The sequence below is a fragment of the Streptomyces sp. 6N223 genome, from assembly GCF_052246635.1.
Taxonomy (GTDB): Bacteria; Actinomycetota; Actinomycetes; order Streptomycetales; family Streptomycetaceae; genus Streptomyces.
In genome coordinates this window covers 1-26,744 of record NZ_JBQQCA010000049.1, presented here as the reverse complement: position 1 = coordinate 26,744, position 26,744 = coordinate 1, and the positions used below count along the sequence as shown (strand labels likewise).

Here is a 26,744-nt window from a genome sequence, read left to right as displayed (position 1 = left end):
GACCCATAAAAAAGAGGAAAGAAGAGGAGAGGGAGCGTGAACGAAGCCATCGAGGAGGGTGACCGGGAGGAGGCCGCGCTGCACCGCAGGCTCGGCGCGCTGCGCGAGCTGCTCGGCCTCTCCCGGACCCGGCTGCAGGGCGCCGCCGACCCGGACCCGGACGCCGCCCCGTCCGCCCCCGCCCCCGCCGATCCCGGCACCGAAGCCCTCACCCTCGCCGGGCGCGTGCTCGACGAGGCGGCCGCCCGCGAACGCCTGCCCAAGGAGTACACCACCGTCGCCATCGCCGGCTCCTGCGGCAGCGGAAAGTCCACCCTCTTCAACGCCCTCGCCGGCGCCCAGCTCTCCGAGAGCGGCGTCCGCCGCCCCACCACGGCCGGGCCCGTCTCCTGCACCTGGGACGCCGGCAAGTCCGGCCCCGGCCCCGACGGCCTGCTGGAGCGGCTCGGCATCCCCGCCCGCTCCCGCCGCCGCGCCCACGTCGTCGACCCCACCCTGCGCGGCCTCATCCTGCTCGACCTGCCCGACCACGACTCCCTCGACGCCGCCCGCCGCCGCCAGGCCGACCGGCTGCTCGGCCTGGTCGACGCGATGATCTGGGTGGTCGACCCCGAGAAGTACGCCGACGCGCTCTTCCACGAGCACTACCTGCGCGCCTTCGCCGACCACGCCGAGGTCAGCATCATCGTCCTCAACCAGGCCGACCGGCTGCCCACCGAGGCCGTCGACGCCGTCCTGCACGACCTGCGGCGGCTGCTCGACGAGCGCGGCATCGCCCTGGGCGAGCACGGCGAGCCCGGCGCCCGCGTCCTGGCCCTCTCCGCGCTCACCGGCGAGGGCGTCGCCGAACTGCGCCACGAGGTGGCCCAGCTGGTCGCCTCGCGCGGCGCCGCCACCCGCCGCCTGGCCGCCGACGTGGACGGCGTGGCGCGCCGCCTGCGCCCGCTGTACGTCGCCGACGGCGGCCGGGCCCCGGCCGGGCTCACCGAGGAGGCCCGGGAGGAGTTCGAGGAACGCCTCGCCGCCGCCGTCGGCGCCCCCGCCGCCGGGCAGGCGGCCGAGCGCGGCTGGCTGCGCCGCGCCGACCGCGCCTGCGGCACGCCCTGGTCCCAGCTGCTGCGGCGGCTCGCCGTGCACCAGGCGGAACGCCGCGGCGAGCCCCCCGCGCTGGCCGCGAAGCGGCTGCGCGCCGCCGAGCCGCCGGTGGTCTCCCGCCCCGAGGTCGAGCAGGCCGTCCGCCAGCTCGTCGACGGAGCCTGCGACGGCCTGCCCGCGGCCTGGGCCGAGGCGGTGGGGGAGGCGGCGTGGCGCGGCGCCGGGGGCCTGCCGCGCGCCCTGGAGTCGGCGCTCGGCGAGCAGGCCACGGGCGCGCTGCCCCGCCCCCGGTGGTGGTCGGCCGCCGCCGTCGGGCAGGCCGTGCTGCTGGCCGCCCAGCTGCTGGGGCTCTGCTGGCTGCTCACGGCGTTGATCGGACAGCCCGTGGTGGGCCGCTGGCTGCCGGTGGCGCTGATGGCGTGCGGCGCGCTGGCCGGGCCGCTGCTGGCGTGGGGCTGCCGGATCGCGGCCCGCGGGCCCGCCCGCGCGTACGGCCAGCAGGAGGAGTGGCGGCTCGCCCGGCTGGCGGCCGACCAGGGCCACCGCCACGTGCTGGAGCCGGTGGCGGCCGAGCTGATGCGCTATCAGGAGGTGCGGGAACGGTACGCCCTCGTCGATTCCAACGCGCCCGGTCTTACATAACGATTCAAGCAAGGTATGTGTAACTCTCGTATGGGCGGGGGACTTTGGGCGACCGCCCTCTCTACGATCCAGCGTACGCACGGGGACAACGATGAGCGTGCGGCAGGCGCACATCCGTGCGCCTCGCCGCGTGCCCTGTGAATCACGTGGAGGGGACACACCCATGTTGTTTGCGCGCAGGCGGGCCGCCGCCCGCCTTGCGGCCACCACCTTCGCCGCCGGCCTCTTCGCCGCCGGCGCCATCGCCACCGCGGGACCGGCCGCCGCGGATGTAATCAACCCGCGCGACGGTGGCATCACGGCCACGCTGGATGGCCTCACGATCTTCGACCGGGTCGACGTCGTCGTCGACGGCGAGACGAGGACGTACGGGGGTGGCCTGTTCAGCCTGACCGCCGACGACGGCGGCACGCTGCAGACGTACTGCATCGACTTCGAGACCGCCGCCCAGGCCGGCTCCCAGTACAAGGAGACCGGGTGGGAGTCCTCCTCGTTGCAGGGCAACCCCGAGGCCGGCAAGATCAACTGGATTCTCCAGAACTCCTACCCGAGCGTCGACGACCTCAGCGCCCTCGCTTCCCAGGCCGGCGCCGAGTCGCTCACCCCTGAGCAGGCCGCCGCCGGCACGCAGGCCGCGATCTGGCACCTCTCCGACGGCGTCGACGCCACGCCGCAGGACGAGAACGCCGCCCTGCTGACCGAGTGGCTGCTGGCCAACGCCGCCGAGGTGGCGGAGCCGGAGGCGTCGCTGCGCCTCACCCCGCCGCAGGTCTCCGGCAAGCCGGGCGAGATCGTCGGCCCGGTCACCGTGAACACCACCGCCGAGGCCGTCTACGTCGCCCCTGACCAGGCCGCCGCCGACCAGGGCGTGACCATCGTCGACGCCAACGGCGAGACCGTCTCCGAGGAGGTCGCCGTCACCGACGGCACCGAGCTGTACTTCTCCGTGCCCGAGGGCGCCGAGGACGGCAGCGCCTCGCTGACCGCCACCGCCACCTCCGAGGTGCCGGTCGGCCGCGCCTTCACCGGCACCGAGACCGTCACCCAGACGATGATCCTGGCGGGCTCCTCCACCTCCGAGGTGACCGCGAGCGCCAGCGTCAACTGGGCGACCGAGGGCCCGGTTCCGGCCGTCACGGCGAAGGAGAACTGCGCCGAGGGCGGCGTGGACATCACCGCCACCAACGCGGGCGACGAGCCGTTCGTCTTCCAGCTGGGCGGCGAGGAGTACGAGGTCGCCCCCGGCGCGGAGGAGACCATCACCTTCCCGGTCGAGAACGGGCAGGCGTACGAGATCAGCATCGCCGGCCTGGAGGAGAGCCAGGAATGGGTCTTCTCCGGCGTGCTGGACTGCGACACCGGCGGCAACGGCGGCATGGAGGAGATCGACGAGAACGAGCCCGCGCCCGCCAGCACCGGCGGCTCGGGTGAGTCCGGCCCCGACCTGGCCGAGACCGGCAGCGACAGCGGCAGCCCGGTGATGATCGCCGGCATCGCGGCCGTGCTGCTGGCGGCCGGCGGCGGCACCGTGCTGTACCTGCGGCGCAGGGCGGCCACCGCGTCGGCCGGGTAACGCCGCACCGCGCAACGCCGCACCTCTGCGACACCAAGGGGCGGGTCCGGCCATGCCGGACCCGCCCCGTCGCGTCGCGCCGACCCGAGAAGGTGGGTGGGCGCGTTTTCTCCCTGGAGGGACCATGCGGCAGGATGGATTCGTTCGCTCTCCTGCCCGCTTCGTGATCGCCCGGACGGTTTGACTTGGCTGAGTACATCTACACCATGCGCAAGGCGCGCAAGGCCCACGGCGACAAGGTGATCCTGGACGACGTCACCCTGAGCTTCCTGCCCGGCGCCAAGATCGGCGTCGTGGGGCCCAACGGCGCCGGCAAGTCCACGGTGCTGAAGATCATGGCCGGCCTGGAGCAGCCCTCCAACGGCGACGCCTTCCTCTCGCCCGGCTACAGCGTCGGCATCCTCCTCCAGGAGCCGCCGCTGAACGAGTCCAAGACGGTCCTGGAGAACGTCCAGGAGGGCGTGGCCGAGATCAAGGGCAAGCTCGACCGGTTCAACGAGATCGCCGAGCTGATGGCGACCGACTACTCCGACGAGCTGATGGAGGAGATGGGCACACTCCAGGAGCAGCTCGACCACGCCGGCGCCTGGACGCTGGACCAGCAGCTGGAGCAGGCCATGGACGCCCTCGGGTGCCCCCCGGGCGACTGGCCCGTGACCAACCTCTCCGGCGGCGAGAAGCGCCGCGTCGCGCTGTGCAAGCTGCTGCTTGAGCAGCCCGACCTGCTGCTGCTCGACGAGCCCACCAACCACCTCGACGCCGAGTCCGTGCAGTGGCTGGAGCAGCACCTCGCCAAGTACGAGGGCACCGTCGTCGCCATCACCCACGACCGGTACTTCCTGGACAACGTCGCCGAGTGGATCCTGGAGCTCGACCGCGGCCGCGCCTACGCCTACGAGGGCAACTACTCCAAGTACCTGGAGACCAAGCAGACCCGCCTGAAGATCGAGGGCCAGAAGGACGCCAAGCGCGCCAAGCGGCTGAAGGACGAGCTGGACTGGGTCCGCTCCAACGCCAAGGGCCGCCAGGCGAAGTCCCGCGCCCGCCTCGCCCGCTACGAGGAGATGGCCGCCGAGGCGGAGAAGACCAGGAAGCTCGACTTCGAGGAGATCCAGATCCCGCCGGGCCCGCGCCTGGGCAGCATCGTCGTCGAGGTCGACGCCCTGGCCAAGGCGTACGACGGGAAGGTGCTGGTCGAGAACCTCTCCTTCACGCTGCCGCGCAACGGCATCGTCGGCGTCATCGGGCCCAACGGCGCGGGCAAGACCACGCTGTTCAAGATGATCCTGGGCATGGTCGAGCCCGACGCCGGCGGCGTCCGGGTCGGCGAGACCGTGCAGATCTCCTACGTGGACCAGTCGCGCGCCAACATCGACCCGGACAAGTCGCTGTGGCACGTCGTCTCCGACGGCCTGGACTACATCAACGTCGGCCAGGTCGAGATGCCCTCGCGCGCGTACGTCAGCGCGTTCGGCTTCAAGGGCCCCGACCAGCAGAAGCCCGCGGGCGTGCTCTCCGGCGGCGAGCGCAACCGGCTCAACCTCGCGCTCACCCTCAAGCAGGGCGGCAACCTGCTGCTGCTGGACGAGCCCACCAACGACCTCGACGTGGAGACGCTCTCCTCGCTGGAGAACGCGCTGCTGGAGTTCCCCGGCTGCGCGGTGGTCATCTCCCACGACCGCTGGTTCCTGGACCGGATCGCCACCCACATCCTCGCCTACGAGGGCAACTCCCAGTGGTTCTGGTTCGAGGGCAACTTCGAGTCGTACGAGAAGAACAAGGCGGAGCGGCTCGGCCCGGAGGCGATGCGCCCGCACCGGGCCACGTACAAGAAGCTGACCCGGGGCTAGGTGGGAGCGGCGTGCGCCACGTGTACGAGTGCCCGCTGCGCTGGGCCGACATGGACTCCTTCGGGCACGTCAACAACGTCGTCTTCCTGCGGTATCTGGAGGAGGCGCGCATCGACCTCTTCTTCCGTGTGGCGCGGGAGGCGACGTCCGGGGGGTTCGAGAGCGGCGTGGTGGTGGCGCGGCACGAGATCGACTACCGCAGGCCGCTGACCTACCGCGCCGAGCCGGTGACCATCGAGATGTGGGTGACCCGGATCGGCGCCGCCTCCCTCACCGTGGCCTACGAGGTCAAGGACGTGGCGGCCGACGGCGAGGAGACGCTCTACGTCCGGGCCGCCACCGTCCTCGTGCCCTACGACCTGGAGCGAGGCAGGCCGCGGCGGCTCGGGGACGAGGAGCGGATCTTCGCGGAGAAGTACCTCGAGGCGGCCGGGGAGGGCGGGGCGGAGACGCCATCCATGGCATGACGCGTGATGACCGGCGATGACGGGCGATGACGGGTGATGAAGACGACGCACGGCCGGCTGGCCTTCGCCGAGCCGGGAGAGGCCAGGGACCTCGCGGCGTTCCTCAAGCGGCAGCTGGGGTGGGACCGCGCCGCCTCCGTGCGGCTGACGGCGGGCGGTGAGGTCGCGGCGCTGTTCACCCGGCCCGCGCGCTTCGGCGTGCTGGCGGTGCGTCCGGGCCGGCTGCGGGAGCCCGCGCGGATCGATGCCACCGTCTCCGCCGGCGAGTTGCTGGAGGGGATCGACGAGGAGCGGGACGCCGTCGCGGTGCCCGCCCCGGTGACCGGGCCCGCCTGGGCCGGCGTGCTGCCGCCGCGCGGCGGCTGGCAGCAGCTGGCCCAGGTGCCGCACGGCGAGCTGGGGTCCACGGCGGCGGCGGTGGTCGCGGAGTTCCGCGAGCGGTCGGAGCGGCTGGCCGGGGCGGAGCGCACCCGCGAGGCGCTCGACGCCATCGCCGAGGAGATCTGGTCGCGCACCCTGCCCGGTACGCCGCTGCCGTTGCGCGTCGTGCACGCCGCCCACGCGCTCGGCTTCCTGCGGGCGCGGGACGCCGCTCCGGCGACGGTGCTGAGGTGCGGCGTATGGCTGCGTCTCGGCACGCCGCCGGGCTCCATCGCCGTCCGGACGGCGGGCGTCGGCGGGCTGTCGGTCACACCTCTGTAGGCCCCCGCCCGGGGATTCCCCACCGCGACCGCCGCCGGAGTGCTTGCCGCCTGTGTCCTGCCTCTACTTGCCGCCCTTGCTCAGCCGGTTGGCCTCGCTCTGCGCGTTGGCCTCCCTGACCTTCTCGCGCAACTGGTCCGCGGTGCTGGGTGTGTCGTTCTGATGTCCGGTATTCGTCGGTTGGGGTGCGGTAGACATGATCGGGTGCCCTTCGCCATGTCATGGAGGGAAGTGGCCTCGCGAGGGTGTCAGCGACGGCCGGGCACTGCCCCGGCGTGCTGACGTACAGCAACGGTAGCGCTACAGGGCGGCGGCGGCAACGGTATCCCGGGACACCATTGCCAAATTAATCTTGGATTGATATAGGCCCCTCCCGCGGGGGTGAGGGGCCGAGGGGGAAGTCAGTCCGTCAGGCGGTCGAAACGGCCCGCCTTCGAACCCTCCAGGAGCGCGGCGAGGCGTACGCGGCTCGCGCGGATGACGGTCCCGGGCACGTCGCTCTCGCGGATCGCCACCCCGCCGGGGAGGCCTGCGATCTCGACGCAGTTGTCGCCGGTGCTGGAAAAGCTGGACTTCTGCCAGGTGAACTCTGCCGTCATTGCTGTCATTCTCTGCTCACATCTCTCGCGCGATGTACCGGATGAGCTGCCGGGAATCCTCGGCATCCAGCGCAAGGTGGCTTGAGGTCACGAACAGCCTCCGGTACTTCTTCAGTTCGGGCTCGGTGTGCAGGAAGGCGCCGCCGAACGGTGTGTCCAGCTGCACGGTGTCCAGTTGGGGAACCGGGCCTTCCGCATAGAGCATAGACTGCGCGTGACCAGGGACATCCTCGAGCGCGAAGGGGATCGCCCGGAGGGTGACGGAGGGCCAGTCCGCCACGTCGAGCAGGTGTTCAAGCTGGGCGCGCGCCACGCTGCGCCCGCCGTAGCGCATGCGCAGCGCCGCCTCGTGGATGATGACCTCGCACGGGGGCGGGTCGGGCCGCCGGAAGATCTGGGCCCGGCTGACGCGGTGTTCGACCCGCGCGTCCAGTTCCTCGTCGCGCGGCCGGGGAATGGCGCTGCCGAAGATCGCCCGCGCGTATCCGGGCGTCTGGAACAGCCCCGGCACCAGAAGCATGTGAACCGTGCTCAGCCGCCTGGCGTGGTGTTCGAGCTCCGACATGTCGAGTGAGCCCGGCGCGAGAATTCCGCGATAGCGCTCCCACCAGTGCTGCCCCCGGTGTTCGCGCGCGATGGCGCACAACGCGTCGATGAGGGGCTCGTCGTCGCACAAATAGAAGTCCGCGAGCCTCCGAATGCGCTCCTCGCTGATTCCGCGCCTCCCCGACTCGATGTTCGACATCTTCGCGCGGTCGGTCCCTATGTGCGCCGCCGCTTCGTGGGCGGCTTTTCCGGCCCGTTCCCGCAGCTTGCGCAGTTCGGCTCCCAGGCGCGCCTCGCGAGCGGTCGGAACGTCCCTCGGCGGCATATATCCCTCCTACGGTCGCGCTGTTTGATCGGTTCTTTGATCAAGCTCCGCAGTCTGCCGCTCCCTGGAGATCCGGTCTAGTTCGGCCCGAGCTTGCCACGGGATACCAGTGCCCCGGATGGGGTGTGGGTGGGGTCTGCGACCATGGGAGGTGTGATGGACAAGCAGCAGTCGTTCTACGAGCAGGTCGGGGGCGAGGAGACCTTCCGGAAGCTGGTGCACCGTTTCTACGAGGGGGTCGCGACCGATCCGGTGCTCCGGCCCATGTACCCGGAGGAGGACCTGGGCCCCGCGGAGGAGCGCCTCAGGCTCTTCCTCATGCAGTACTGGGGCGGGCCGCGCACCTACAGCGACAGCCGGGGGCACCCGAGGCTGCGCATGCGGCACGCGCCGTTCGCCGTGAACCGGGCGGCGCACGACGCGTGGCTCGCGCACATGCGCGAGGCGGTGGACAGCCTGGGGCTGGATCCCGAGCACGAGCGGCAGCTGTGGGACTACCTGGTGTACGCGGCGGCGTCGATGGTCAACACGCCGGGCTGACGCGCCGGTGGGCGGCCCGTCGTCCGCCCCTGGCCGCCGCCATCCGCGTCACCCGCGTCATCTGCTTCCGGCCCGCTCGGACGCCTTGGCGCGGGGCACCGGGAGCGGGCGCAGGGCCCCGGCGGCGGACGCCTCGTCCGGCCGGGCGGGGGCGAGGGCACCCTCGGGGGCGGCACCGGCGCGGATCTTGGCGCGGGCGGCGGCGCTGGTTCCGGCGTTGGCACCGGCGTTGGCACCGGCGTTGGCGTTGGTGTCGGCGTTGAAGAGCCACGGCATGCGGGGCTGGATCACGGGGCGGGTCAGCCAGCGCACCGGGGGCGAGGCGAGGGCGGCGGCCAGCAGCGCCGCGAGGACCAGCGCGCCCGCCACCCGAGGCGCCGAGTCGGCCCAGGAGAAGGTGTCCCGCTGGTGGAGCGGCCGCAGCACCAGCGGGTGCAGCAGGTAGATGTACAGGCCGCCCGCGCCGAGGTAGGTGATGACCGGCAGCCGACGGCGGGGAATGAGGCGGATGAAGCTGAGCGCGATCACCATGCCGCCCAGCAGGATCATGCCCCGCACCGTCCAGGCCAAGGGCGCGCCGAGCATCTCCTCCGCCTCGTACGGGCCCTTCATCCGCAGCCAGTTCGGCCGCAGGGTGTCGCGCAGGAGCCAGGCGGCGACGAAGGTCGCCCCGATCACGCCCAGCGCCGCGTCCCGCGTCCACCGGGCGCGCAGCGCCCCGGAGAACAGGCCCTCGCGGATCTTCCACCCCAGCAGGAAGAAGGGCAGGAAGCCGAAGGTGCGGCCGATCGACCACGTGATGCCGAATTCCGATACATAGCCGGCGACCAGCGCCATCGCCACCGAGGCGGCGAGCGGGTAGCGCAGCTGCGCCAGGTACGGCAGCGCGGCGCGCCAGAACACCAGCGACAGCAGGAACCACATCCCCCACGCCGGTTCCCCGAGGTGGAAGCTCCACTCCCCGGAGTGGTCGGGACCCATCTGCAGGGTGTGCAGCAGGCCTATCGCGAGGTACGGCACCACGACCGACTCGATCAGGCGCCGCGCCTCTCTGGGGGTGAGCGCGTCGGCGCGGCTGAAGTACCCGGCGACCAGGACGAAGACGGGCACCCGCATCGCCCAGGTCGCGATGTACAGCCAGCGCAGGCCCTCGTAGTTCTGCACCGTGTTGGTCATGTGGATGAAGACCACGAGGGTGCCGGAGAAGTACCGGATGTTGTCCCAGTGCGGGTCGCGGCTCGCCCGGCGTTCGCCCCGCCGCTCGGCGGCTCGGCGCCGCCAGTCCCTTAACGCGTTGAGCAGCACCGCTCGATCCCCCCGTCAATGTGCATGATGTCGTGCGTGAAGTCCGTCGTCACGTTCTGTTTGACGGCCGAACCACGCGACGGGATGCGTTTTCGCGGGGATACGAAGGATAACGATCCTGTCACTGTCAGGCGTCGCGCGTCAGCTCCGGTACAGGGTCAGCGTGGTCCAGGCGCCGATGTGGACGCGGTCGCCCTCCTTGAGGGGGACCGGCACGAAGGGCTGGATCGGCTCGTCCGCGCCGTTGACGGTGGTGCCGTTGGTGGAGTCCTGGTCCACCACCGCCCAGCTGCCGTCGGCCTGCTGGATGAGGATGGCGTGCTGGTGCGAGACGCCGGGGTCCTCCGGCGGGCGGGCCAGGTCGATGTCCGGGGACTCGCCGGTGGACTGGCGGCGGCGGCCGATGGTGACCTGCGGCTTGGTCAGCGGCATCTGCTGCTCGGGGGCGTACGCCGGGAGGCTGAGCTGCGAGGCCTCGGGGCCCGAGCGGCGCATCATCGCCTGGAAGTACTGCGGGTCGGCGCCTATGGAGACCATCCACGTGCCCGGCTGCGGCGGCGGGTACCCGCCGGGGCCGGGCGCCTGTCCCGGGCCGGGGCCCTGCTGCGGCGGAACGCCCTGGTGCTGGCTCGGGGGCGAGATGACCCAGTCGCCGCTCTGCTGGAGCTGCTGAGGCTGCTGATGCTGCTGAGGTTGCTGGTGGTGCTGGGGCTGCTGCGGATGCGGCGGGAACTGCTGATGCTGCGGCTGAGGCGCCTGCGGGGCCGGTGGGGCCTGCGGGAACATCGGCTGGCCGTGCTGGCCGTGCTGGCCGTGCTGGCCGTGCTGGCCGTGCTGGCCGGGGGCGCCCATGTGCGGCGGTGGCTGCTGATGCTGCGGCTGCTGTTGCTGCGGGGCCGGCGGCGTCGGCGGTATGTAGGTGGTGGGGGAGTTGGTCAGGAAGTTGAACCGGCACTGCTCGCAGAACGGCGCCTGGTCCTCCCGGGGCGTGTTGCACTGCGGGCACAGCTCGGGCGGGGCGCCGGGCATGGGGCCAGGACCGCCGTGGGCGGGACCGGGGCCGGGGCCACCGGGCATGGGACCTGGCTGCGGGAAGCCGGGGGGTGGCGGAGGCGGGGGCACCGCGGTGGCGGCCGGGGCGAGCATGCGGTGGCCGCACACCTCGCACCAGTCCTCGGCCACCGACTGGTGGCCGTTCGGGCAAGTCGGCATGTTACTGCCTCCCCCTTACGTCCCAACGTCTGCGTATATCCCTCTGGCTGTGCGGGCGAAGCGCAGAAGTGCACGTCGGCCGCGCTACTTCTTCACCCTGACGGTCTTCGTCGACCGCGTCTCCAGGGTCATCTCATCGGCCTCGGTGACTCTTGCCTTCAAACGAACAGTACCTGCCGCCGCGTCCTCCACGTCTACCACCTTCGCCAGCAGCTTGGCAGTCTCGTCGTTTCCGGAGGAGTGCGCGAGCTGCACGGCCCGCCCCAGCTTGGCCGTCGCGCCCGCCTCGTCGCCGTCTTTGCGCAGCTGAAGGCCATCCTGGATGGCGTCGGCCAGCTCGGCCTGCCCGGTGTAGTGGGCCACCTGCGGGTTGATCCGCGTCGACGCGGCGAGGTCGTCGGTCCACACCGCCCGGATCAGTCCCTGACCCAGCGTGGTCGCGGGCGGCCCGGCCGGGTCCGAGACCTCGCGGATGATGAGCGCCACCCGGGCCGCGAGCATTTCGTGTCCGACCTCCGCCGACGGCACCCGGACGCACACGTGATAGTCACGGGACTCGTCTCCCCACGAGCCCGTCGGGTAGTCGCCGGAGCGCGGCGGCGACTCGGTGCGGCGCGCCGTGAGGTCCTCCACGGCCGGCGCGACCTGCTTGACGAACTGGATCTCCGCGCCCTGCGGCGTCCACAGCCGCAGGCTGACGTCGCCGACCTCCTTGCCCATCGCCTTCTCCATCATCGCGGTGAAGTCGGCGGCCAGGCCCTCGGGCTCGGCCACGATGTCGGCGGTGCCCAGCAACGCCGAGGCGATGCCGGTGACCTCCTTCACCTCCCAGTCGGTGCCCACGCCCCGGGCGTCGCAGGTGAACGTTCCGGCACAGTCGTCCAGCGCCGCCTTCAGCTCCTCCGGCTTCTCGTGCTCGTTGCGCCCGTCGGTCAGCAGGATGCCGTGGCGGATCGAGGCGGGGGAGGCGGCCAGCAGCCGCTGCGCCAGCCGCAGCCACGTGCCGATCGCCGTGCCGCCGGAGGGCGTCAGGCGCCGCAGCGCCTCGCGGGCGCCGGCGCGGGTCTCGTGGGACGCGATCGCCAGCCGCCCGTCGCCCGGGTAGATCTCGATCGCCTTGTGGGTGCCGGCGACGACGGCGAACGACACGCCGTCCCGGACCGTGTCGATGGCCGCCTCGGTGGCCTGCCGGGCGTTGCGCATCTTGGTGGGCGGGTAGTCCATCGACCCCGAGCAGTCCACCATGATCACCACGGCGGCGCGGGGCCCGCTGCCGTCCTCACCGCCCGCGGGGAGGGGCCGCCCGCCCGTCGTGCCGCCGCCGGTGGAGGTGACCGTGACGATGGCGTTGACCTCCCGCGCCGCCTGCGGGAGGTACTCGTTCTGGTAGACGTCGATGGCGAACTGCGGCACGTTCGACTTCGCGAAGTTGGCCATGTGAGGACCCTCCAGTCGTGCGAGCGGCATCGCGCGGGGTTGAGAGAACGGCGCCCGAGTGGGTCAAGCCGTTCCTGCCCGGTCGGTGGCCACGGGGAACGGGATGACGGCCACCGTTACGTTGTCGTGGCCGCCGGAGTCGAGGGCGTGCTGGACGAGTTGGCGGGCGGAGGGCAGCGGCGCGGCGTGTGCCTCGCTGGAGACCAGCCGCGCCATCTGGTCGGCGGACTCGGCGTAGTTCCACAGCCCGTCGGTGCAGACGATCACCACGCCCGGCCGGTCGGGCTTGAACGACGCGGTGTGCGGCTCGATCTCCTGAGCGTCCGCGCCGAGCCAGGCGGTGATGGCGTGCGCCCGGTGGTCGGCCATGGCCTCGGCCTCGCTGAGCAGCCCGGCCGCCACCATCTGCGCGGCCCAGGAGTCGTCCTCCGTCAGGCGCGCGGGCGCGCCCGCGCCCGGGCCGCCGTCGATGGCGATGGGGACCCAGTAGGCGCGGCTGTCGCCGATCCAGCCGATGGTGAGGGTGCCGCTGGCGGTGACCGCGCTGACGATGGTGCAGGCCGGGGCGTTGCGGCCGTGGGCGCGCTCGGACTCGTCGGCGAGGTCGGCGACGGCGTGGGCGGCGGACAGCAGCGCGTCGTGCATCGCCTGCTGCCCCGAGACGCCGCGCGGCAGGGCCTGCAGCAGGTACTCCTGGGCGGCCTCGGCGGCGGCGGCCGACGCCTCGTCGGGGCGGGAGGAGGAGGAGACGCCGTCGCAGACGACGGCGATGACGGCCGGGGAGCCGTCGGGCAGCGCGGTGGCGGAGACGGTGAACGCGTCCTCGTTGCGGTGGTGGCGCAGCCCCAGGTCGCTGACGGCGGCGACGCCGCCCAACGCCCGCTCCACGTGGTCCCGTTCGCCCGGCTGGGCGCGGCCGCACTCCTCGCAGTAGCCGTCGGTGTCCACGTAGCCGTTGCCGCAGACGGCGCAGGGCACGGGGTGGGTCCCGCGGCCGGGGGGCCGGGAGTCGCGGGTGCGCGGGTCCTGGCCGGGCGAGGACGGCGGCGCGGCGGGCGCCGGACCGGCGGGCGCGGCGGCGCGCGGGTCCGAGCCGGACGCCGGTGACGGCTGCGGTGGCCCGGGTGGCCCGGGCGGCGCCGGGGGAGCCGACGGGGGCGGCGGCGCCGCCGGGGAGGTCCGCGGGTCGAAGGTGGGCAGCGGCCCGGCGGCCGGCGGCTGGAGGGGCGGCGGCGGGGCGATCGGCTCGGCCGCCGCGGCCGACTGCGGCGGCGGCAGCGTGAAGTCCGGCTCGGTGGGCGTACGCAGCGGCTGGTCCGGCTGGGTCGGGGTGCGCACCGCCACCGTCGGGTCGTCCACCGCGGGACCGTCGGAACCGTCCGCCCGGGCCACGGCAGGCATGGCATGCCGCGCCGTGCCGCAGACGCCGCAGAAGCGGTCGTCCTCCTCCAGCGGCTCCCCGCAGCCGGGGCAGGCGGAGACTTGGTCGAGCTGCGGCATTGTCACACCCATGTCCTTGGCCTGAAGCGGTTGGCCGCTTCCACTAGTCCGATCCGTTCCGTGCTGGTTGGCGCCAGTCGGGCAAGCCGACGGTAGCTGCGTTCCAGGCCGAGCCTGACCCACTTCTCGTCCAGCGGCAGGCCGAGCAGCCGCTGCTGCTGCGCGTGGTCGGGGTGAGGCGCCTGCCCCGATCGCCCGGTGAGTACCCAGTCCAGGGCGGTTCCCAGCACTTCACAGGACAGTTGTTCACCTAGTGATGGTTCCAGGCCCGCGTCACGCAGACCGGCGAGCTGCTGACCGGCGGCCAGCAGGTCCGGCAGCAGGTCCTCGGCCGCCGTCCGCTGCCGCAGCCGGGCGCGGACCGCCGCCACCCGGGCCGCCGTGAAGTGGGCGGAGGTCTCCGGCACCGACTCCAGGGCGGCCACCGCGCGCTGCCGGTCGCCGCTGGCCAGCCGCACCCGCGCCAGGCCGAAGCCGGCGCTGACGTGACTGGGGTCGGCGCGCCACACCAGCTCGTAGTAGTCGGCGGCGTTGTCGAGCTGGCCCAGCACCTCGGCGCACAGGGCCAACGCCAGCTTGGGCGCGATCTCGCCGGGGAAGGCGTCGTAGACCGCGTCGAAGGAGAGCGCGGCCGTCTCCAGGTCCTCGGTCACCAGGGCGTGCAGCCCCCGGTACCACACCACCCGCCAGTCGTCGGGGTACTCGTCCTCCAGCTCCGTCAGCGCCTTGCGGGCCAGGGTGCCGGGAGACCCCGAGGCGGCTTCGGTGACGTCGGCGGTGCCGATCATCTCCAGCCACGCCCGCAGCTCCCGCAGCCGCAGCTCGACCGACTCGGCGGGGGCCGAGCGCACCGCGGTGATGATGTCGGAGGTCGTGGTGGCCATCAGGCCCGCCAGGAAGCCGGCGTTGGGGTCGGAGGGGTCGACCCGGGGGACCGGCAGGGCGAGCGCGGACTGCCGCACGTCGGGCTGGATGGTCCGGGGGGCGGCCGGCAGCGGCGGACCGGTGGCGGGCCGGGGCGGCGCGCCGCCCAGGCCGGGGGCGGGCTGCCGCGCGGGCGGCTGCCCGGGCTGCGGCGGCACCCCGGGCTGTGCGGGCGCCCCGGGCACCCCGGGCACCCCGTGAGTCCCGGGCATTCCGGGCGCCCCGGGCTGTGCGGGCACCGCCGGCCCCGCGGGTTGCGCGGACAGCGCGGGCGGCGAAGCCTGCGCGGGCAGGGCGGGCAGGGGGGCGGCCTGCGCGCGCCCCCCTCGCCGGCCGCCCCGGGTGCGTCTGGCACCCAGCGCCGACGCCTCCGTGTACGGCTGGCCCGGCATCAGCTCGGTGTCCGCCACCCGCAGTTCGGGCCCGAACAGCTGCGAAAGCGCCGGCTGAGGCTGCCCGGTGTTGATCGCCACCACCTCGCGCAGCACGCCGGTCAGCTGCTCGGCCATCTCCTGCGCCGAGGCGAAGCGGCGCTGCGGGTCGGGGTCGGTGGCCCGCACCAGGAAGCGGTAGAAGGACTCGTACCGCTGGAAGACGTGCACGCTGTCCGGCTCGGGCAGGCTGTCGGCGTACACCGAGGTGTAGCCCTGGAAGTCGAAGGTGAGCACGGCCAGCGTGCGCGCCACCGTGTACAGGTCGGAGGCGACGGTCGGGCCGGTCTCGGCGACCTCCGGGGCCTGGTACCCGACGGTGCCGTAGATCGCCGACTCCTCGTCGTCCATGCGCCGCACCGCGCCCATGTCGATCAGCTTGAGCTGGTCGTCCTGCTGGATGGCGTTGTCCACCTTGAAGTCGCAGTACAGCAGGTTGCGGGTGTGCAGGTAGTCCAGCGCGCCCAGCGCCTCGATGCCGTAGGCGCAGGCCTGCTCGACCGGCAGCGGGTCGCGGCGGCCGTCCAGGGTGCGCCGGGAGTTGGCTATCTCCTTCAGCGACTTGCCGCCGACGTACTCCATCACGATGTAGCCGTCGAGGCTGCCGGTGCGCTGGTCGAGGTGCTCGACGAAGTTGTAGATGCGCACGATGCTGGGGTGCTCGATCTCGGCGAGGAACTGCCGCTCGGAGATGGCCGCGGCCCGCGCGTCCTCGTCGCCCGTGTCGAGCAGACCCTTGAGCACGACCCACCGGTCGGAGACCTTCTTGTCCCTGGCCAGGTAGATCCAGCCCAGGCCGCCGTGGGCCAGGCAGCCCTCGATCTCGTACTGCCCGTGGTGCACGGCGTCGCCGCGCCGCAGCTTCGGCACGAACGAGTAGGGGTGGCCGCACTTGGTGCAGAACCCCTCGGTCCTGCCCGCCCGCCCGCCGCGCGAACGCCCCACCGGCGCGCCGCACTCGCTGTTGCCGCAGAACCGCTTCCGCTCGGGCACCTCCGCGGTCTCCAGCACCGCCTGGCGCGGGTCCGGGCGCGGCACCTCCGGGACACTGACGACGCCCGCGCCCAGCCGCGAGCGGGAGCCCGCGCCCGTGGCGGAGCGGGAGCTCCGCACCGACACCGAACGCGAGGAGACCCGCCCCGAGACGGAGCGCGAGAGCCGCCCGGAGACCGAGCGGCGGGAGAACTGCGAACGCGAGGTCGAGGATCGGGAGGAGCGCGAGGAGGTGGGCGTGCTCGTCGAGCCCGATCCCCGGCCCGAGCCCTGGCTGCCGGTGCCGCGCGCGTGGCCGGTCACGCCCGTGGGCGCCGCGCCGATCAGGCCGTGAGAGGAGACCACGGGAGCCAGCCCGCAGGTGTCGCAGTACAGCTCCCCGCCGCCGACGTCCTCGTACGCCCCCCGGCACCCGGGCCGCTGGCACGGCTTGGCGTGCTGCATCGTCTCGTCACTCACGGCTTCCCCCACTCTCCCCGGTTGATCCTGTCTCGCACCTCGGCCTGCGCCTGCGCCTGCGCCTGCGCCTGGTCCTGGTCCCTAGGACGGGCCGGCTCCGTCAGGATCTCGGCCGCGGCCTCCTGGTACCGCAGCACCGCGTACTCGGCGGCCCGCAGGTCGCACGGCGCCGTCCACAGCAGGCGCCGCGCCGCGTCGTACCGCTCCACCATCAGCGGCTCCTCCGCCTTGCCGAGCCGGGCCGCCTTCGCCTTGTACGCGTCGAGGCGGCCGCGCAGCTCCGCCCGCACCGCCAGCGGCGCGGTCACCGCCGAGAGGGAGGCGCGCGCCCGCTCCAGCTCCTCCTCCGCCCGCTGCTCCAGCGACTCGAGCAGCGGGGAGAGCCGGTGCCACTGGGCGCGCCTGCGGTAGTCGGCGGCGGTGGCGAGCTGCTCGTGCAGCGCGGTGGCCGGGCCGTTGACGGCCGGCACCTCCGAGGCGGCGATCTTCGCCAGCACCTCGCCCCGCGCGGTGCGGGCCTCGGCGAGGGTGCGGTCGGCGCGGGAGAGCAGGTCGCGCAGCCGCACCAGCCGTTCCTCGGCGTCCTTGCGCACCCCGATCACGGCGTCCACCTCGCGGCGGATGTCGTCCAGCGCGCGGGCCGCCCGGTCGTAGCGGGTGGTGTCCGGCCGCCCGCCGCCGGGCGCGCTGGAGCCGCCCGCCGGGAGCCAGAACGCCAGCGGGTCGGCGATCACCTCCTCGCGCAGCGCCGCCAACTCGTCGGTGACGCGCCGCAGCTGGTCCCCGGACGGGTGGGCGCCCGGCCGCACGCCCACGGAGTGCGCCAGCTCGCTGAGGCGGTGCAGCTCGGCGGCGAGCAGGTCGATGCGGGCGGGCAGCGCCGACCAGACCGCGTCCGCCGCGGCGACCACGTCAAGCACCTCGGCGTACCCGGCGTTCATCCGCTCCACCAGCGCGGGCCAGCCGACGCGCTCCGCCAGCCGCTCGCCCGTCACGGCCCCGCCCGCGATGACGAGGTTCTCGCCGTCGAGCAGCGCGCTGAGCTGGACGAGGTCGTCGCGGGTGGGGGAGCGGCGCTTGGCGCGCAGCTCCCGCGCGGTGGTGAGGGCCTCGGTGCAGGTGTCGAAGTACGCCCACAGCAGTGAGACGGTCCGCTCGGCCCTGACCCAGCGCTCGCGCGTGATCCCGGACAGCTCGGCGCCCTCCAGCAGTCTGCGGCCCGCGTGGTCCTGCAGGGCCAGCAGGGAGGTCTCGATCGCCTCGTGCTCGGCGCCGAGCCGCGCCAGCGCGCGGTCCACCTCCTCCCGGCTGAGGACCTTCCCGCCGGAATCCGGGGCCATCGCTCTCCCCTCTGGGCCGTGACGCTTTCGGTCTGTCGTGTGGGTCTGTCGTGTGGGTCTGTCGTGTGGGTCGGTCGGTCGGGTCGGTTCGGTCGGCTGTCGGTCGTCAGTCGCGGTACAGCGGCTCCGGGGGCGAGACCCCCTCGCCCATGTATTCGGCGAGCCACTCCTCGTACGCGGCGTCCCAGGCGCCGCTGGCGGTGTAGTCCTCCAGCACGCCGTTGACCCAGCGCACCAGGTCGACGTCCGCCAGATTCATGGCGACGCCGTAGGACTCCACCGTGACCGGCTCACCCACGAGGTGCATGGTCGGGTCCTGGGCGGCGTGGCCGGCAGCCAGCGCGCTGTCGGTCATCAGCGCGTCGGCCTGGCCGAGCTGGATCGCCACCAGGCAGTCGAGGTGGCTGCCCCGGTGGATCAGCTCCACGTCCGGGATCGACTGGGTGCGGGCCTGAAGCTGGTCGGAGGCGGTGGTCTCCTCGCCGCTGCACACGGTGTGCCCGCTGAGCGACTCGTCGACCCCGGTGATCCGGGAGTCGCGGGGCGCAAGGAGCTGCTGGCCGGTCTCGAAGTACGCCGCGGAGAAGGCGACCTTGTCCCACCGCTCGCAGGTGATGGACATGGTGCGCACCACCATGTCCACGTCCCCGTCGCGGATCGCGTTCTCGCGCTCCGCGGTGGGGATGGCCTTGTAGATGATGGTGGGGTTGTCACCCAGCAGGCTCTCGGCGATGGCCTCGACCAGGTCGATGTCGAAGCCGACGACGTCGGTGCCGCTCGGCTCGCGGTACCCCCACCGGTAGCTGTTCTGGTCGACGCCGACGACGAGCCGGCCCGCGTCCTGGATGCGCTCGACGGCGTCGCCGCCGTCGAAGCCGGGGCCGTAGCTGGTGGCGGCGTTCAGGTCCTCGTTGATGCCGTCGGGACACACCTCGGGTTCGGCCACCCCGCCCACGTCCGGGTCCTCCTGGCCCGGGTTGGCGGCCCGCTCGGCGTGGGGGAGTCCGCCCCCGGCCGGGCCCGGGCGCCCGTCACCGCCGGAGGACGGGAGGGACGCCACCAGCATCGCCCCGGCCAGCGTGAGGCCGCCGGCCGCGACGAGCAACGCCCACGCGCCGCCCCGGCGTCCACGGGCCGGCCCTCCCGGCCCCGCCACCGCGGCCTCCTCGGCCGCACTTCTCGACGTGCTCACCGGCTCGTTCCCTCCCTCGCGCTCCCTCACGTTCGTCACGTTCCCCCGGCTCTCACCGGTACTCCGCGAGGCGGCGCCCGATGCCCGCCACCACGCAGGCCGCGCCCAGCACCGCCAGCGCCACCGCCCCGACGAGCAGGCCGCCGAGCGCGCCGCGCCCGCTGTCCGCCGCCGCCTCGAACTCCTCCTGCTCGTGAGCGACGGCGTTGCCCAGCTCCTGGTCCACCTGGCCGAAGAACTGGCCCGAGGAGTCCTCCGGGCCGATCACCAGGCCCAGCGCCCGGTTGTAGTCGCCGGCCAGCTCCGCCTCCCGGGCCATCTCGTGCCGGTTGCGCCACTCCTCGGTGGCGGCCATGGCCTCCTCGATGGGCTGCCGCCCCTCGTCGTCGTCGGCCAGCGAGGAGGCCCGGCCCAGCAGGCTCTCGCCGTCGGCGCCGCCCGGCTGGGCGTTGCCCTCGCCCGCGAACTCCGCCATGTGGTCCTGGTAGTTGGCCTCGAAGGTGTCGCCCGCGCCGCGCGCCACCAGCACCAGGTTCTCCTGGCCGCGCGCCTTCAGCGCCTCGGTCCGCGCCTCGTTGAGGGCGTTCAGGGACTGGACGCCGCTGCTGTCCGCCTCGTTGAGGTTGCTTCGGGCCAGCGTCTGCGCCCCGGCGAGCCACAGCAGCAGCACGGTGGCGGCGGTGGCGGCCAGCATCCCCGGGTTGAACACCCGGTTGGTGCGCTGGTAGTTGCGGCGCTGCGCCCAGGCCAGCACGACGAGGGCGACCACGCCGGCGGCCATCGCCGGCCACGGCCAGGACTTGGCGGCGGAGATGTCGTCCCTGAGGCGCTGCGTCTCCAGGGCGTACAGCTCCTCGGCCAGATCCAGCATGCCGTCCTGCTTCTGCATCTGCTCGTCGGCGTAGCGCAGGTAGGCGCCGCCCAGCGGGAAGCCCTGCCGGTTGTTGGCGCGCGCGGTCTCGACCAGGCCGGTGTAGGTGAGGAACTGCTCGTTCAGCTGCTCGATGATCTCCTGGGAACGCCCGGTGCCGGCGCCGTGGGCCGCGGCCTGGGCGAGCAGCCGGCCGGCGCGGTCCACGTCCCGCTCGTACTGGCCGCGGGCCTCGGCGTCCCCGTTGGCCCCGGCGAGGAACTCGGCGGCGGCCGTGGTGTTGGCGTCGGCGAGGAGGCGGTAGATCTCGGCCGCGTCGGTGCTCAGCGGCTGGCTGGAGTCGACGACGGTGTCGGCGGCGGCCGAGCGGTCGGCGACCTGCCAGGCCGAGACCCCCCCGAAGAGCACCAGCAGCCCGGCGATGACCGCGCCCATGATCCGCAGCCTGCCCGGCTCGGTGCGGGCGGCGGCGCGCACCCGGGACCAGCCCTCGGCGAGGGCCGAGCGCCGCGGCGGCTCCGGCGACGCGCCCGGCGGCGGCCCGGGCGGGGCGGCCGCCGGGCCGGGCGGCGCCGGCGCCACAGGCAGGGACGCGGGCGGTGCGGTCGGCGGATGTGTCACGTTCCGGGCCCTCCCCCTCACATTTCTGGTCGGTCCGCGCCACCGGGTTCACGCGGTTCACGTGAGGCACACGGTGACGCGGGCCACGGCCAGCAGTATGGCCGTTCGTCCGGCGACGACACAGCCCTTCCCGGGATCTTGTCACGATCGCGATGCGCCTTCTGCCGGCGCCGCCGCCTTCCGAAGTGACCACGCGGTAGGCGCGCCCCCGGTTCCCCTTTTCCCGCCGCCCCTTTCGCCGGGTTGGCGGCCGGCGCCGTCAGCCGAGGGCGAGCCCGAGGAGGACGACGCCGCCGTCGCCGTCCGGGTGGGGGAGCTCGGTGAAGCCGAGGCGGTCGTAGAAGGCGCGGGCGCCGGTGTTGGCCGGGTCCATGGCCAGGTGGACGCCGGGCACGCCGCGCTGCCGCAGCGCGTCGAGGTAGGCGTTCATCAGGCGGCGGCCGAGGCCGCGGCGCTGGCCCTCGGGAAGCAGGTCGATGTGGAGATGCGCCGGGAAGCGGGCGGCGACCTCCGGCACGAGCATGCGTTCGGGGTGGTGCAGCAGGCCGCGTATCGTCTCGTCCAGGTCGCGGGGCGGCGCGTCCGGCGCGGGCGCGGGGAAGCGCTCGGCGACGGTGGGCAGCCACTCCGCGCGCAGGGCGGCGTAGAAGGCGGCGGAGTCGGCGGTGCCGACGATGTAGCCGATGACCCGCTCGCCGGTGTCGGCGACGAAGACGATCCCGGGCGCGAGGACGGCGTACGGCTCGGCGAAGACGGCGGGCAGCACCTCCGGGTCGCGGTAGTGATCGGTGGCGTCGCCGCCCCGGTAGCCGGTGCGGACGCAGATCTCGCGCAGCGCGGGCAGGTCGCCGGCCTGGTAGGGGCGGACTGCGGGAAGGGCGGTGGTGGCTGTCATCGGCGGCCTCTCTGGGATCCTCGCGTCCCGTTATACGCTGGACGCGGTGTCAACGTAAGTTGGCAAATAGACGTGGGTCAATAGATGGCTCAAATGCTGGCCAACTACTGGGACTGGCCAACTGCTGAGTCGCCTGCCGGCAGGCACTGGCGACTGGACTCTGGGAGGCGGAATGCGAGGCGAGGGCAGGAGCGAGGACGAGGCGGCCGGCGTCGGCAAGGGCGCCGACGTCGAGGTGGAGGAGGAGGCGTGGGCGCCCCGGCACCGGTTCGGGCCGCGCTCGGTGCCGGCGCGGCGGGCGATCCTCAAGGCCGCGCGGGAGCGCTTCGCCGAGGAGGGGTTCGACCGGGCCACGATCCGCGCCATCGCCGCGGACGCCGGGGTCGACCCGGCGATGGTGATGCGGTACTACGGCAGCAAGGCCGACCTGTTCGCCGCCACGGTGCGCGTCGCCAGCGAACTGCCCGACCTCGCGCAGGTGCCCAGGGAGGAGGTCGGCAGGCGCTTCGCGGACGCCATGCTCGGGCGCTGGGAGCGCGGGGAGAACCGGACGGAGGAGGCGATGCTGCGCGCCTCCGTGACCCACCCGGCGGCGGAGCGGGCCATCCGCACCACCTTCGAGGAGCGCCTCGTTCCCGCGCTGCGGCGGGCGTTCCCCGACGACCCCGACCTCGACAAGCGCGCCGGCCTGGTCCTCACCCAGGGCCTCGGCATGGCGCTCTGCCGGTACGTGCTGCGGATCGAGCCGATCGCCTCGATGGACTACGCGCTGATGCTCGACGCCGTCGGCGCCAGCATGCAGCAGCACCTGACCCGCCCCCTGGCGTAGGGGACGGGTCGGGGCGGGCGGGCTCGCGGCCCGGCCCGTTCGGCCGTCAGCCGAAGTGGGCGGGGAGCACCTCGCCCTCGCCCCCCTCCCGTCCGGCCGCCGCCGTGGCGCCGGCGGCGCGGCGCCGGGGGCCGGGGGTGTTCATCAGCACGCCCACGATGAGCGCCGCGACCGCGAGGATGCCCGAGGCCCAGGCGAACGCCGTGGTGTAGCCCTCGACGAGGCCCTCCCGCAGCACCGCGGGGTCGCCGGCCGCCCGCGGCCCGCGGTCGGCGAGGAAGTCGTCGGTGGCGCCGGTGGCGATCGTGTTGAGCAGCGCCGTGGCGATCGACCCGCCGATCTGCTGCGCGGTGTTGACCGTGCCGGAGGCCACGCCCGCGTCCATCGGCCGGACGGCGTGGGTGGCGTAGTTGATCGACGGGGCCATCACCAGCCCCATCCCGAAGCCGGTGATCAGCATCCCGGTCAGCGGCCCGGCGGCGTAGGAGGTGTCCGGCTCCAGCCTGGTCAGCCAGCCGAGGCCGGCGGCGGCGATGAGCAGGCCCGGCACGATCAGGACGCGCGGCGGCACCTTCGGCAGCAGCCGGGTGGCGATGCCCCCGGCACTGACCGCGATGGCCAGCGTCATGGGCAGGAACGCCAGCCCGGCCTTCACGGGCGAGTACCCCATGACGATCTGCACGTGGTAGGTGAGGAAGAAGAGCGTGCCCAGCATCCCGATGATGGCGAACCCCACCGCCAGGTAGGCGCTGCCGCGGGTGCGGTCGAGGATCACGCGCAGCGGCAGCAGCGGCTCGCGGGTGCGTGCCTGCACCGCGATGAACGCCGCCAGCAGCGCGCCGCCCGCGGCCAGCAGGCCGATGACGGTCGCGGACGACCAGCTCTCGGACTCGGCCTCGCTCAGCCCGTAGACGACGGCGACCAGGCCGCCGGTGACCAGCAGCGCGCCGGGGATGTCCAGGCGGGGGCGGGCGGCGGGGCGGGACTCGCGCAGCAGGGGCGTCCCGGCGAGGGCGGCCACGGCGATGACGATGTTGACGTACATGCACCAGCGCCAGTCGAAGGCGTCGGTCAGCCAGCCGCCCAGCAGCAGCCCGATGGCGCCGCCGCCCGCGGCGATGCCGCCGAAGATGCCGAACGCCTTGGCGCGCTCGCGGGTCTCGGTGAAGCTCACGGCGATCAGGGAGAGCGCGGCGGGCGCGAGCAGCGCGCCGAAGACGCCCTGGAGGGCGCGGGCGGCCAGCAGCAGCTCGAAGCTGCCGGCGGCGCCGCCGAGCGCGGAGGCGGCGGCGAAGCCGAGCGCGCCGATGACGAACGCCCGCTTGCGGCCGGTGTAGTCGGCGATCCGGCCGCCGAGCAGCAGCAGGCTGCCGAAGGCCAGGGTGTAGGCGGTGACCACCCACTGGCGGTCGCCGTCGGAGAAGCCGAGGTCCTGCTGGGCCGAGGGCAGGGCGATGTTCACGATGGTGACGTCGAGCACGACCATCAGCTGGGCGAGGCAGATGAAGACCAGCGCCAGCCAGCGACGGTGGTCGGCGGGTGATTGCGGTGAGTGAGACATGGGGACGTCCTCCGTGACGGCCGAGGTCAACGGCCGATAGTCAACAGCGAAAGCCAACGCAAGGTAGTCAACGTCTGTTAGTCAACGACTGTTGTCAACGCTTGTTGTCACCTTAGGCCCGCCCACGGGCGTTAGTCAACGCTGGTTGGCAATGCTGCCCGAGGAGGCGGAGGGGGGAGGCTGCTCAGCGGGTGGTGAGGATGCCGCCCATGGCGGCCAGCACGGCGGGGGCGACGCGGTAGTAGACCCAGGTGCCGCGGCGTTCCGAGGTGAGGAGGCCGGCCTCGCGGAGCTTCTTCAGGTGGTGGCTGACGGTGGGCTGGGAGACCCCCACGTCGGAGATGTCGCAGACGCAGGCCTCGCCGCCCTCGTGCGAGGCGATCAGCGAGAACAGCCGCAGCCGCACCGGGTCGCCCAGCGCCTTGAACATCGCGGCGGCCCGCTCCGCCTCCTCGGCGGTCAGCGGTCGCTCCGTCAGCGGCGGGCAGCAGGGCTCGGCGGCGGACGGCGGGGCCTGCGGGGCGAGCAGATCGACGGTGCGCGACGACATGCGTCTATTTTCACACATGTCGAAACAGCTGCGGGCCGGGCCGGGCGTCGAGTCAGACGTCGCGGGGCTGCGAGCCGGTCGGCTCGGCGGTCAGGGGCCGCTCGCCGGTCAGCGGCGGCTCGCTCGTCAGCGGGGTGGCGTCGGACAGCGGTGGCTCGCTGGTCAGCGGCGCCTGCTCGGGCATCGAGATCAGGGGCGGGGCTTCGAGCACGGAGGTGACTTCCGGTTCGTCGACGGGTGGTGCGTGCGCGGGTGCGCCTACCCAGTCAACGTCACCGCATCCGCGCACGCCACAGGAAGTGGCCGGAAAGCGCGGGTTCTCACGGAAAAGAGACTGAACTCACGCGGGTGAGGCGTAAGACTTTCTGTATTGAACTGTGTCGAGCTGTGTCGGGATCGGGTGCGGATCGGTGCGTCAGGCCGCTCTGCCGTCGATTCTGGCGAGCGCGTCGTCCGCGCCGTAGGGCCTGAGGTACGGCAGCCAGCGGGGGTCCCGGTGGCCGGTGCCGATGATGCGCCAGGCCAGGCCGGACGGCGGGCCGGGCGTATGTCGGAGCCGCCAGCCGAGCTCGGCGACGTGCCGGTCGGCCTTGATGTGGTTGCAGCGGCGGCAGGCGGCCACCACGTTGTCCCAGGCGTGCTGCCCGCCCCGGCTGCGCGGGATGACGTGGTCGACGCTGGTGGCCACGCCGCCGCAGTACGCGCAGCGGCCGCCGTCGCGGGCGAAGAGTGCCCGCCGGGTGAGGGGGACGGCGCTCCGGTACGGAACGCGCACGAATCGCTTCAGCCGCACCACGCTCGGGGCGGGTATGACGTTGGTCGCGCTGCGCATCACGGCGCCGGAGTCCTCCAGGCTGACGGCCTTGTCGTTGAGCAGGAGGATGAGCGCGCGGCGGACGGGCACGACCCCGAGTGGTTCATATGACGCGTTGAGGACCAAAACGTGTGGCACTGCGGACGCCCTCCGTTTCCGTCGGCGGCACGTGGCTCGCGCCGGGACGATCTCCCACAGTGTGTCCTGGGTATGGGCCCGAGCGCCACCACGATCGTGAAATGCGCCGATTGTGTCGTTCGCCACATACTCCTCATCCTCCTCATCCTCCCCACGTCGCCCACACGGCGTCCCATTACGGTGGACGGGTGACCGGAGAGAACTGGGAGGCCTGGCTCGCCTCGGGACTGCGGGTCCTGCTCATCGTGGTGATAGCGCTCACCGTGCGCTTCGTCGTGCGCCGCGCCATCAGCCGGCTGATAGGCAGGCTCAACCGCGAGGACCGGCAGCGCGGGACGGGACTGCTGCTCAACTCCGAGCGGCGCAGGCAGCGTTCGGAGACCATCGGCTCCGTGCTGCGCAGCGCCGCGTCCGTGCTGATCCTCGGCACGGCGGCGATGATGGTTCTCTCCGAGCTGGGCGTCCAGCTCGGCCCTCTGGTCGCCAGCGCCGGGATCATCGGCGTGGCCATCGGCTTCGGCGCGCGCAACCTGGTCGCCGACGTGCTCAGCGGCATGTTCATGCTGCTGGAGGACCAGTACGGCGTGGGCGACCGCGTCGACGCGGGCGAGGCCACCGGCACGGTGCTGGAGATCGGGATGCGCGTGACGACGCTGCGCGGCGACAACGGCGAGGTCTGGTACGTCCGCAACGGTGAGATCAAGCGGATCGGCAACCTCAGCCAGGGCTGGTCCACGGCCACGCTCGACGTGTACCTGGCCGCCGACGCCGACCTCGACCGGGCGCGCAAGGCGATCGAGGCGGCGGCCGAGGAGCTGTCGCGCACCGCGCCCTTCGACGAAATGCTGTGGGAGCCCGCCGAGGTGCTGGGCCTGGACTCCGTCACCATGGACACGATGGTGGTCAAGGTCGCCGCCAAGACGCAGCCGGGCAAGGCGCTGGGCGTGGAACGCGAGCTGCGCTGGCGCGTCAAGCGGGCGCTGGACGGGGCGGGCATCGAGCTCGCCCCCACGCAGGTCGTCGCGGATGCGACGGCTAAGGTGTGAGGCGTGGTCGATCTGAGTGAGAAGCGTGAGAAGACGAACGGGCGCGGTAAGCGGCGCGCGGGTCGCGCGTTGCGCGCGGCAGGCGTGACGAGTGCCGCCGCGCTGGCGGTGCTGGTGGCCTCGCCGGCGGCGCAGGCCCTGACCCCGGACGACGGCGACGACCCCGGGAGCGGGCTGAGCATCTTCGAGACGCTGAGCCTCTTCGTTCTCGCCCCGATCCTGCTCTTCGCGGTGATCGCGGGCCTGGTGGTCCTGGCCGAGCGCAAGCGCTGAGGGCTGACCCCACC

General features: G+C 73.2%; 25 protein-coding genes. 9 read left to right on the top strand and 16 right to left on the bottom strand.

Going from position 1 to position 26,744, the window contains the following annotated elements; all coding sequences use genetic code 11:
* Positions 1 to 36: 36 nt before the first annotated feature.
* The 5 genes from ACTWQH_RS25185 to ACTWQH_RS25165 all read left to right on the top strand — a co-directional run bounded on the left by ACTWQH_RS25185 (position 37) and on the right by ACTWQH_RS25165 (position 6,329).
* Entirely contained in the window at positions 37 to 1,737 is a 1,701-nt protein-coding gene (locus tag ACTWQH_RS25185) for a GTPase (RefSeq protein WP_443289023.1), read from the top strand.
* A gap of 163 nt (positions 1,738 to 1,900) precedes the next feature.
* Positions 1,901 to 3,310: a Cys-Gln thioester bond-forming surface protein gene (locus ACTWQH_RS25180; protein ID WP_443289022.1), complete on the top strand. Its 1,410-nt coding sequence runs from the start codon at positions 1,901 to 1,903 to the stop codon at positions 3,308 to 3,310.
* Between the two features lie 185 nt (positions 3,311 to 3,495).
* Positions 3,496 to 5,160, top strand: a complete 1,665-nt coding sequence (ettA, locus tag ACTWQH_RS25175; RefSeq protein ID WP_443289021.1) for an energy-dependent translational throttle protein EttA — start codon at positions 3,496 to 3,498, stop codon at positions 5,158 to 5,160.
* A 50-nt stretch (positions 5,161 to 5,210) separates the two neighbouring features.
* Positions 5,211 to 5,627 (top strand): acyl-CoA thioesterase, encoded by a 417-nt coding sequence (locus ACTWQH_RS25170; RefSeq protein WP_443289049.1) that lies wholly within the window; start codon positions 5,211 to 5,213, stop codon positions 5,625 to 5,627.
* A gap of 36 nt (positions 5,628 to 5,663) precedes the next feature.
* Positions 5,664 to 6,329, top strand: coding sequence for a hypothetical protein (locus ACTWQH_RS25165; RefSeq protein WP_443289020.1), 666 nt, complete (start codon positions 5,664 to 5,666; stop codon positions 6,327 to 6,329).
* Between the two features lie 63 nt (positions 6,330 to 6,392).
* Here the strand turns inward: ACTWQH_RS25165 and ACTWQH_RS25160 are convergent, their stop codons facing one another.
* The 3 genes from ACTWQH_RS25160 to ACTWQH_RS25150 form a co-directional block, all read right to left on the bottom strand.
* Entirely contained in the window at positions 6,393 to 6,527 is a 135-nt protein-coding gene (locus ACTWQH_RS25160; protein WP_443289019.1) for a hypothetical protein, read from the bottom strand.
* Positions 6,528 to 6,730: 203 nt separating this feature from the next.
* A complete protein-coding gene (locus ACTWQH_RS25155; RefSeq protein WP_443289018.1) occupies positions 6,731 to 6,928 on the bottom strand; it encodes a DUF397 domain-containing protein in 198 nt (65 codons plus the stop codon).
* A 16-nt stretch (positions 6,929 to 6,944) separates the two neighbouring features.
* The gene (locus ACTWQH_RS25150) at positions 6,945 to 7,799 is read right to left on the bottom strand and encodes a helix-turn-helix domain-containing protein (RefSeq protein ID WP_443289017.1); all 855 of its coding nucleotides are present in this window, start codon (positions 7,797 to 7,799) and stop codon (positions 6,945 to 6,947) included.
* 156 nt (positions 7,800 to 7,955) lie between these two features.
* Here ACTWQH_RS25150 and ACTWQH_RS25145 point away from each other — a divergent pair, with 156 nt between their 5' ends.
* Entirely contained in the window at positions 7,956 to 8,339 is a 384-nt protein-coding gene (locus ACTWQH_RS25145) for a globin (protein ID WP_443289016.1), read from the top strand.
* Between the two features lie 57 nt (positions 8,340 to 8,396).
* Here the strand turns inward: ACTWQH_RS25145 and ACTWQH_RS25140 are convergent, their stop codons facing one another.
* The 9 genes from ACTWQH_RS25140 to ACTWQH_RS25100 all read right to left on the bottom strand — a co-directional run bounded on the left by ACTWQH_RS25140 (position 8,397) and on the right by ACTWQH_RS25100 (position 21,519).
* On the bottom strand, positions 8,397 to 9,644 hold the full coding sequence (locus tag ACTWQH_RS25140) for an acyltransferase family protein (protein ID WP_443289015.1): 1,248 nt from the start codon (positions 9,642 to 9,644) through the stop codon (positions 8,397 to 8,399).
* Between the two features lie 141 nt (positions 9,645 to 9,785).
* A complete protein-coding gene (locus tag ACTWQH_RS25135) occupies positions 9,786 to 10,856 on the bottom strand; it encodes an FHA domain-containing protein (RefSeq protein ID WP_443289014.1) in 1,071 nt (356 codons plus the stop codon).
* An 84-nt stretch (positions 10,857 to 10,940) separates the two neighbouring features.
* A complete protein-coding gene (locus tag ACTWQH_RS25130) occupies positions 10,941 to 12,293 on the bottom strand; it encodes a vWA domain-containing protein (protein WP_443289013.1) in 1,353 nt (450 codons plus the stop codon).
* A gap of 63 nt (positions 12,294 to 12,356) precedes the next feature.
* Positions 12,357 to 13,793 (bottom strand): protein phosphatase 2C domain-containing protein, encoded by a 1,437-nt coding sequence (locus tag ACTWQH_RS25125; RefSeq protein ID WP_443289048.1) that lies wholly within the window; start codon positions 13,791 to 13,793, stop codon positions 12,357 to 12,359.
* A gap of 2 nt (positions 13,794 to 13,795) precedes the next feature.
* On the bottom strand, positions 13,796 to 16,585 hold the full coding sequence (locus tag ACTWQH_RS25120) for a tetratricopeptide repeat protein (RefSeq protein WP_443289047.1): 2,790 nt from the start codon (positions 16,583 to 16,585) through the stop codon (positions 13,796 to 13,798).
* 11 nt (positions 16,586 to 16,596) lie between these two features.
* The gene (locus tag ACTWQH_RS25115) at positions 16,597 to 17,940 is read right to left on the bottom strand and encodes a hypothetical protein (RefSeq protein WP_443289012.1); all 1,344 of its coding nucleotides are present in this window, start codon (positions 17,938 to 17,940) and stop codon (positions 16,597 to 16,599) included.
* A 106-nt stretch (positions 17,941 to 18,046) separates the two neighbouring features.
* Complete coding sequence (locus tag ACTWQH_RS25110) at positions 18,047 to 19,132, bottom strand: glutamate ABC transporter substrate-binding protein (protein WP_443289011.1); 1,086 nt, start codon at positions 19,130 to 19,132, stop codon at positions 18,047 to 18,049.
* A gap of 52 nt (positions 19,133 to 19,184) precedes the next feature.
* Complete coding sequence (locus ACTWQH_RS25105; RefSeq protein WP_443289010.1) at positions 19,185 to 20,624, bottom strand: hypothetical protein; 1,440 nt, start codon at positions 20,622 to 20,624, stop codon at positions 19,185 to 19,187.
* Positions 20,625 to 20,883: 259 nt separating this feature from the next.
* Positions 20,884 to 21,519: a GNAT family N-acetyltransferase gene (locus ACTWQH_RS25100; RefSeq protein WP_443289009.1), complete on the bottom strand. Its 636-nt coding sequence runs from the start codon at positions 21,517 to 21,519 to the stop codon at positions 20,884 to 20,886.
* Between the two features lie 172 nt (positions 21,520 to 21,691).
* Between ACTWQH_RS25100 and ACTWQH_RS25095 the strand changes: the two genes are divergently transcribed.
* Entirely contained in the window at positions 21,692 to 22,348 is a 657-nt protein-coding gene (locus tag ACTWQH_RS25095) for a TetR/AcrR family transcriptional regulator (RefSeq protein ID WP_443289008.1), read from the top strand.
* A gap of 46 nt (positions 22,349 to 22,394) precedes the next feature.
* On the opposite strand, the gene ACTWQH_RS25090 is transcribed toward ACTWQH_RS25095, so the two are convergent.
* The 4 genes from ACTWQH_RS25090 to ACTWQH_RS25075 all read right to left on the bottom strand — a co-directional run bounded on the left by ACTWQH_RS25090 (position 22,395) and on the right by ACTWQH_RS25075 (position 25,411).
* Positions 22,395 to 23,909 (bottom strand): MFS transporter, encoded by a 1,515-nt coding sequence (locus tag ACTWQH_RS25090; RefSeq protein ID WP_443289007.1) that lies wholly within the window; start codon positions 23,907 to 23,909, stop codon positions 22,395 to 22,397.
* 184 nt (positions 23,910 to 24,093) lie between these two features.
* Positions 24,094 to 24,459, bottom strand: a complete 366-nt coding sequence (locus tag ACTWQH_RS25085) for an ArsR/SmtB family transcription factor (RefSeq protein ID WP_443289006.1) — start codon at positions 24,457 to 24,459, stop codon at positions 24,094 to 24,096.
* Positions 24,460 to 24,511: 52 nt separating this feature from the next.
* Positions 24,512 to 24,748: a hypothetical protein gene (locus ACTWQH_RS25080; RefSeq protein WP_443289005.1), complete on the bottom strand. Its 237-nt coding sequence runs from the start codon at positions 24,746 to 24,748 to the stop codon at positions 24,512 to 24,514.
* Positions 24,749 to 24,874: 126 nt separating this feature from the next.
* The gene (locus ACTWQH_RS25075) at positions 24,875 to 25,411 is read right to left on the bottom strand and encodes an HNH endonuclease (RefSeq protein ID WP_443289004.1); all 537 of its coding nucleotides are present in this window, start codon (positions 25,409 to 25,411) and stop codon (positions 24,875 to 24,877) included.
* Positions 25,412 to 25,599: 188 nt separating this feature from the next.
* On the opposite strand from ACTWQH_RS25075, the gene ACTWQH_RS25070 reads away from it, so the two are divergent.
* Together ACTWQH_RS25070 and ACTWQH_RS25065 are read left to right on the top strand one after the other, a co-directional pair.
* Entirely contained in the window at positions 25,600 to 26,457 is an 858-nt protein-coding gene (locus ACTWQH_RS25070; protein ID WP_443289003.1) for a mechanosensitive ion channel family protein, read from the top strand.
* Positions 26,458 to 26,469: 12 nt separating this feature from the next.
* Complete coding sequence (locus ACTWQH_RS25065) at positions 26,470 to 26,730, top strand: hypothetical protein (RefSeq protein ID WP_443289046.1); 261 nt, start codon at positions 26,470 to 26,472, stop codon at positions 26,728 to 26,730.
* Positions 26,731 to 26,744: the final 14 nt, after the last annotated feature.